The organism is Paracoccus sulfuroxidans, assembly GCF_007830335.1.
GTDB classification, from domain to species: domain Bacteria; phylum Pseudomonadota; class Alphaproteobacteria; order Rhodobacterales; family Rhodobacteraceae; genus Paracoccus; species Paracoccus sulfuroxidans.
The window spans coordinates 1-6897 of sequence record NZ_VLKU01000020.1 but is presented as its reverse complement, the minus strand read 5'-3'; the positions used below and the strand labels follow the sequence as shown (position 1 = coordinate 6897).

At 63.3% G+C, this 6897-nt stretch carries 8 protein-coding genes; all 8 read left to right on the top strand.

Annotated elements, in window-relative coordinates; translation table 11 throughout:
* A partial coding sequence (locus IQ24_RS20350) for a hypothetical protein (RefSeq protein WP_206751561.1) occupies window positions 1-246 on the top strand: 246 nt, incomplete at its 5' end.
* 103 nt (window positions 247-349) lie between these two features.
* Window positions 350-2224, top strand: coding sequence for a ParB/RepB/Spo0J family partition protein (locus tag IQ24_RS19895; protein WP_145400125.1), 1875 nt, complete (start codon window positions 350-352; stop codon window positions 2222-2224).
* A 131-nt stretch (window positions 2225-2355) separates the two neighbouring features.
* Window positions 2356-2781: a hypothetical protein gene (locus IQ24_RS19890; RefSeq protein ID WP_145400124.1), complete on the top strand. Its 426-nt coding sequence runs from the start codon at window positions 2356-2358 to the stop codon at window positions 2779-2781.
* 4 nt (window positions 2782-2785) lie between these two features.
* Window positions 2786-3007: a hypothetical protein gene (locus tag IQ24_RS19885; protein WP_145400123.1), complete on the top strand. Its 222-nt coding sequence runs from the start codon at window positions 2786-2788 to the stop codon at window positions 3005-3007.
* A gap of 77 nt (window positions 3008-3084) precedes the next feature.
* Window positions 3085-3411 carry a hypothetical protein gene (locus IQ24_RS19880; RefSeq protein WP_145400122.1) on the top strand — a complete coding sequence of 109 codons (327 nt, stop codon included), beginning with the start codon at window positions 3085-3087 and terminating at the stop codon, window positions 3409-3411.
* A 241-nt stretch (window positions 3412-3652) separates the two neighbouring features.
* Entirely contained in the window at window positions 3653-3859 is a 207-nt protein-coding gene (locus IQ24_RS19875; protein ID WP_145400121.1) for a hypothetical protein, read from the top strand.
* 905 nt (window positions 3860-4764) lie between these two features.
* Window positions 4765-4983, top strand: a complete 219-nt coding sequence (locus tag IQ24_RS19870; protein ID WP_145400120.1) for a hypothetical protein — start codon at window positions 4765-4767, stop codon at window positions 4981-4983.
* Window positions 4980-6422 (top strand): DUF4942 domain-containing protein, encoded by a 1443-nt coding sequence (locus IQ24_RS19865; protein WP_145400119.1) that lies wholly within the window; start codon window positions 4980-4982, stop codon window positions 6420-6422. The genes IQ24_RS19870 and IQ24_RS19865 overlap by 4 nt, the downstream gene beginning before the upstream one ends.
* Window positions 6423-6897 lie beyond the last annotated feature (475 nt).

The window sequence follows — 6897 nt, the reverse complement described above, 5'->3', positions numbered from 1 at the left end:
CGTGGGTCGGGCTTCGCCCTCACCCACTCTGTTCCGCCGAATACATGCGTATTCGGTCACAGATTGGCCGAGGCGCAGCCCATCGGCGGAACGGGCAAGTGGAGCCGCCGCGCAGCCGGAAAGGGGGTGAGAGAGATACCGAGAAACATTCTGGAACAGCGCATCGCGGAAGCGTGGGCGCTGGTCAGGAAGGGCGACACCTTTGGCATTGGACGCCGCTTCCTGAAGCAGAACGCAGTCCTTTGAGGATTGCACCCGTGTCGTCCCTTTCGGGGCGGCACACCGAAAAACCTAAACCAGATCGGACAACCGATCAATCCACATCACCGCAGAAACAGGACCATATCCTATGACTGACCAAACCCCCGGCCGTGCCGCCGCCCCCGCCGCCGAGATCGTCAATCTCGCCCTCTCGGACCTCACCCTCTCGCCGCTGAACCCGCGTCAGGACGCCGACCCAGCAGGCATCGCCGCGCTGGCCGCGTCGATCCGCACCGTGGGCTTGATGCAAAACCTGTCCGGCCTTTCACGCGAAGGCGGCAAGGTTGAGATTGTCGCAGGCGGTCGCCGCCTTCGTGCCCTGAACCTCTTGGCAGAAACCGGAGACGCCCCGGAATTTGTCCCGGTGGCGCTGACTTCGGATATTCAACTCGCGCAATTCTGGGCCAATACCGAGAACTCTGCGCGCGAAGAATTGCATCCGGCGGATGAAGTGCGCGCCTATTTTGCAATGCTGATGGAAGGCAACGCGACCGTCAGTCAGGTGGCTGCGGCCTTTGCCGTCACCGAAGCCCATGTCCGCCGCCGCGTGCGCTTGGGTGCCCTGCCCGCCCCGGTCCTCGATGCGCTGAAAGCCGGAGAGATCAATCTGAGCCAGGCACAGGCCATGACCATCTCGCAGGATGAAGACCTGATCCTAGCCGCGCTCGACAAGGCGAAGAACAACAAATGGTGCAACGAGCATGACATTCGCGCCATCGTGCTGCCACACCGGATTTCCGGCAGCGACCGCCGCCTCAAATTCGTGGGCCTCGATGCCTATGCCGCCGCAGGTGGCAAAAGCACCGCCGATCTCTTCAATGACGAAACCATTCTGCACAGCCCCGATGTGCTAGATCGCGTCTTTGCCGAGAAACTGGACGCCGCAGCCGAGACCTACACCGAAAACGGCTGGAAATGGGTCAGGACCTATGCCGAGCCGCAACCGAACTGGTCGGAGATCGCCGTCGCCGCCCGTCTCTATCGCGAGGAAGGCGAACTGACTGAGGTGCAGATGGCGCGTTACGACGAACTGGCCGAACTCTACAATGGCGATGCCTTGGACGAGGACGGCGAGAGCGAACTTGAAGCCCTGCAAATCATCCTTGAAGGTGTCTACACCACCGAGCAGCGGGCGGGCAGCGGCGTGCTGGTCTATGTCGATTACGCGGGTGAGGTGAGAGCTAGCGAAGGCATCGTCTTGCCCGAGGACGCTGACGCCGCCATTGCGGCAGGTCTGATCGAAGCGGACCATGTCACCCCGGCCAAATCCGCCGCCAGTGGCGCAGGCAGCGCGGAGGCGGAAAAGCCCGCCCTGTCTCAAGCCTTGGTCACGGACCTGCAAGCCATGCGCAACGCTGCCGTCCAAGGCGCGTTGCTCGACAAGCCCAAGCTGGCGCTCGATCTACTGGCCTTCACCATGTCCGAACGCTTCGGCCCCATCGACATGGCCTTTCATCCGAGCAACATCACCCCGAGCGAGGCAGAGGGCTTCACGCCTGATCCGCGTTTCTCAGGCACGGATGCCGAGGATGAAGCCGAGGACGACGCGGCCAATCCCTTTGAAGCCTTCCGCGCCAAGGGCGAGAAGCACCGCAATGCCGTGCTGGCCCTGACCGTGGCGCGTTGCCTCAAATACGGCTTTGCGAGTTTCACATCGGGCGGGCGGCTGCATCTGTTTGACGCGATTGAGGCCGAGGTGAAGGCAAACATTCGTCAGGTCTGGACGCCCACTGCCGCCAATTTCTTCGGGCGCGTCAATGCCGTCTATCTGGAAGACCTGCTGGCCGATCTGACCGGCTGCGACCGCAGCAGCGCCGAGTTCCGAGCCTTTGCAGGCGGCAAGAAGAAAGACAAAGCCGCCACGCTGGAACGGCTGTTCAGCGATCCCGATACGCAAGCGCTCTGGAAGATCGACGCCGCGCAGAAGGCCCGCATCGACGCTTGGGCACCGGACGGCATCTAGGAAAAGAAATCGGGACGGGGCTGCCACCCTGTCCCGATCCCACGCAGCAAAATGGTCACAACCACGCCCCCCCATCTAGCCCCGCACAGCCGCCATCACGCAACCCACTTGCACGAGCCGGAGAAGAGAACATGCGACATAAGACATGCCCGCGCTACGCGTTCACCGACACCAGCCGCAAGCGCGCCGCCTTGCGCCGCAAGCAACGGCTGGAACGCGAGGCCCTGCCCCTGCTCTCTCACCTGATCGCAGAGACACAGCCCGGTGAAGATGAGGTCATGCAGGATCGCGCAGCCAGATGGGCCGCATCAGAAATCCGCAGCCGCAAGCTTCGCGCCGAACGCTGGCGCGAAGCCCGCCGCAGGCTGGCCGCGCTCACCAGCAACGAGCGAACCGCGCTGCGCCACGCATGGAACCACGCGCCCTATCCCGCCGATCCGGTTTATCTGCTGGACTTTCTGCACAGCTATGCCGCCGGGCGTTTCACTCTCGATGCCCTGCCCTTTGACCTCGTGCCGCGCAATGCGCATGGCCATCGCCTGCCGGATCAAGGATGACGACATGGCCCAAGCCTTAGCCCCTTCGATCCGCCCGCTGCCCGATCCTGCCCAGATCGCCGCCCTGCGCGCGTTGCGAGACCAGTTCGGGCGGGACTGGAAAGCCCACCTGCTGGCCGATTGGATCACCCAGCCCGACAATCCCCACCAATCGCCGGACCTCTGTCGCCTGCGCCGCAGCCACGGCCCGTCCTGGCTCCTGGACTATACCTTACCGGATCGCTGATCCTGCCCCATTCATCTGTGGTGATGAGCAACTGCCGTCCCTTCGGGGGCGGCTTTTTTGTTCCAGGTCAGTCCCGGTTGTCCGGCATTGCCGCCGAAGATCCGGCGCCAATGACGGACCGGCGCTTGGGCCGCGCCGGGCCACCGCTGCGCGGTCAGGCGCTGTCGCCGAGCTTGTTCGAGTCCTCCGCCTGTCTGGTCGCAACCGTGAACCGAGTCCGATCGGTTAGAGTGACCATGAAGGGTCCGCACCTCTGCAATCGTTCTTCTTCAATCGTCGATCATGTCGAAATCACGCACACCGCGCAATCGCTGCGTAAGACGAATTCGGTGACGGCGATGGGCCGGGGAAACGAGCTGCGGCAGGACCGCCTTCGCGCTGTCACTGTTGCTCTCTCGGGGTGAAACGATCCTTGCCGCCAGTCTTCGGGGATCGCGCGGCCGAGGACGATGGGTGATGCCTCGCTTTTTTCCTTGGTGTGCAATCTGCCCCGGATCGGCCAGCGACCGGCGCGGGTAAGGCCCCCGCCTTCAACCACTGATTTCCCCGGCCCTGCGGGCCTTCCTCGCGCAAGACAAATCAGCAGTTGATCCCTGCCCTGACGATCCGGGCCTTTCCGACTGCACGGAAAAAAGGAGCATCACCATGACCATCTACTACCGCGCAACCGTCCCCTACAAAACCTCCGACGGCAAGGATCGCTTCACCCCGGTCGGAACCCTCTTCCAGCAGCGCGAAGGCTCAAAAGCCGCTTTCAAGCTCGTCCTCAACTTCCCGATCGCCGTCACCGAACTCGTCTTCTTCCCCCCGAAAGAACGCGGCGAAGACCCCGACAACATGATCGACGATTGAAGAAGAACAGGGGCGGCTAACGCCGCCCCTGCCCCAATCGCGCCCGGCGCTTTGCGCCCGTAGCGGCCAGCGAAGATGAAAAAGAAGTGTCCAAATGGAAACAAGGCGCCTTCGTATGAAGACACCTTGCTCCATCACCATGACTATATTGCATTTTGTGACGGAGCCTAAGCTTCAGACACGCGATGCGTGAGCCATCTGATCTGAGTAATATAGCACGGTATTCGAGTCGAAATTCATCTTTCCAACAATCGCTAACTGCTCGGCTAAAACTGGCTCATCTCTGCATAGTTCTTGGGCGTCTGCCGCCCGCTCCCGGCGGGCGTCACCGGGCTCTCGCTTGGCCGGCAAAACCGGCCTGCGCCCGAGCCAGTCAGGGCGATGCAACCTGGCTGCGGCGGCCGATCAGCCGTCTCGTCCCGAGCCGCCTGCCTGACCCCCGGTCCGGGTGGCCCTGCCCTGCCCGTCTCGGCCCTCCGGGGTGCGATCCCTGACGCAAGAGAAGATCGGATGCAGCCCGCGCCATGCGCGCGGGCCATGGTCAAATCCATGGACGTGACCGGGCATCGACGCGGGCCTTGCCCGCGCTCATCCCGGCCCCGACGACCTTTCTTTTCCTTTGGTGTCCGCCCAACATGCCTGCCCCGGCCGGTCAATAGGCAAGCGCCGCCCGTTCCGCGCGTCGTCGTCCAGGCGGGCCGTGTCCTCGCGCTCTGCGCTGCGGGCCGCACCACCCCGCCCTCCCGACCTTTGACAGTCCGGTGCAGGCCCGTGGGTCGGGCTTCGCCCTCACCCACTCTGTTCCGCCGAATACATGCGTATTCGGTCACAGATTGGCCGAGGCGCAGCCCATCGGCGGAACGGGGCAACAGACCCCGCCGCCAGCGCCACAGAAAGGACATGCCATGACCTACTTTGTGAAACCTGCCTATCGCACCGCGAACGGCGTCCCGAAACTCGCGATCTATTATCAGTCCGAGCCCATGCGCATGCCGGATGGCAAACTGGTCACCCCCAAACCCGTGCCAATCGCCATTGCCGCCAATTACCTGGATAATCCCGCGACCGTTCTCGGGGCCATGATCGCGGTCCTGAACGGGCCGGAGAGAAGGATTGCGCAATGACCCATCACGACCGCAATCACCCGGCCGCTGCCGGAGCCCTGACCGTACCTGCTAACCTCTTTGAAATCTGCGCCAGCCGCGACAAGGCGCTTGCCTTGATGGAGCAAGCCGCCGCCGCCTTGAAGAAAGCCTATCACCAGTCCGAAGCCGCCGCCGAGATCGCCAAGGCGGCGCATGGCGGCTGGCACTCGCCCCGGACCGATCGCAGCGAACAGGACAGGACAAGCCATCTCTTCGCCGGGCGCTTTGACCCCGAAGCCAGTTTTGCCGCCTTTCGTTCGGAACTGGATTCCGCGATCTGGACGCGCATGATCGAAACGACCGGCATGAGCCGGATCATGGACGCCAAAGAACGCAGCCTCATGGAAGAGGCCATGCGAGGCGACGTGCCCGCCGCAACGGTCGAGAACATCACCGCGACGATTCAGCGCCTCATGGGGGACGCCGACCTGATCTTTCTGCGCGGCTTGGCCCGTGCCTTTGCCAGTCTGGACCGTCGTTTCCGCTCGCATGATGGCTTCAAGATCGGTAGCCGCATGATCTTTACCCGCGTGTTCAATGACGTTGGCAGCTTCAACTATGGCGAAATCCGCCACACGCTGAACGATGTCGAGCGCGCCTTCGCCCTGCTGGACAAGATGCCAGACAATGCGGGCGAGCTGGTCAATCACCTGTCACGCCACCGGGCAGGCAGATTTGACCCGCACCAGTCCGAAGTCGAAACCACCTATTTCCGCGCCAAATGCTTCATGAACGGCAACTGCCATCTGTGGTTCACGCGCCCTGATCTGGTCGAAGCCGTCAACAAGGAGCTGGCGCGGTTCTATGGTGCAACCCTCGCCGACGCGGCCCCCGACACCGCCCGCCCGGAGGATTACCGCCCGACCGGCACCGCCGTTGCAAAGGATCTCTCCTTCTACCCCACGCCTGCCGAAGTGGTTGACCATCTCTTGCATGATGTTCGGATCACCGACGAAACCCGCGTGCTGGAACCCTCCGCCGGGATCGGCAACATTGCCAAGGCTGCACTTGCCAAAGGCGCGCAGGTCGATGCCGTCGAGATCCACCCGGCCCGCGCCGACAGCCTTGTCGGCCTCGGCCATCCCCGCCTGCATGTCACTTGCGCAAACTTCCTGAAGGTGAAGCCGCAGCCGGTCTATGATCTGGTGCTGATGAACCCGCCCTTCGCTGGCACCCATTGGATGGCGCATGTGCGCCATGCCTTCGACTTCCTGAAACCGGGCGGCACGTTGCGCGCAGTTCTGCCCGCCTCTGCCGAGGTGAACGAAACCCCGGCACATGAGAAGTTCCGCCGTTGGGCGCAATCCCATGCGCGCGGCTGGCGTGGGATATGGGACGCCCTGCCCCCCGAGAGCTTTGCGGAGGTCGGCGTGAGGATCAACACGGTTGTCTTGACCCTTCACCGAGCGACTGCTTGATGCTGAGAAACTGGCCCGCATTGACAATTCGGTCCCTGACGGTCTCCAATGCCATTGGATGCACAAGCCGGTAGCTCATCGGTTTGTGCCCGTTCCTTCGGGCAGCGAAGGGAACTGCCCCCGCCCTGGCGGGGGTATCTTTTTATCTCCAACCTCTCCCGCCACTCCTGCACATGCAGCCGGGCCGCCGCTGCGCGCTCTCGGCTTTGATGTTTTAAAAGATCCATCGGCAGCCCGCGCCATGCACGCGGGCCGTGGTCATTCGACGGACGTGACCGGGCATCGACGCGGGCCTTGCCCGCGCTCAGCCCGGCCCCGACAACTTTTATTCCTTTGGTGTCCGCCCAACATGCCTGCCCCGGCCGGTCAAGAGGCAAGCGCCGCGCGGGACGCGCGTCGTCGTCCAGGCGGGCCGTGTCCTCGCGCTCTGCGCTGCGGGCCGCACCACCCCGCCCTCCCGACCTTTGACAGTCCG

Coding starts and splice junctions, on each gene's coding strand:
- IQ24_RS19895 (WP_145400125.1), top strand. CDS start 350: ATGACTGACCAAACCCCCGGCCGTGCCGCCGCCCCCGCCGCCGAGATC.
- IQ24_RS19890 (WP_145400124.1), top strand. CDS start 2,356: ATGCGACATAAGACATGCCCGCGCTACGCGTTCACCGACACCAGCCGC.
- IQ24_RS19885 (WP_145400123.1), top strand. CDS start 2,786: ATGGCCCAAGCCTTAGCCCCTTCGATCCGCCCGCTGCCCGATCCTGCC.
- IQ24_RS19875 (WP_145400121.1), top strand. CDS start 3,653: ATGACCATCTACTACCGCGCAACCGTCCCCTACAAAACCTCCGACGGC.
- IQ24_RS19870 (WP_145400120.1), top strand. CDS start 4,765: ATGACCTACTTTGTGAAACCTGCCTATCGCACCGCGAACGGCGTCCCG.
- IQ24_RS19865 (WP_145400119.1), top strand. CDS start 4,980: ATGACCCATCACGACCGCAATCACCCGGCCGCTGCCGGAGCCCTGACC.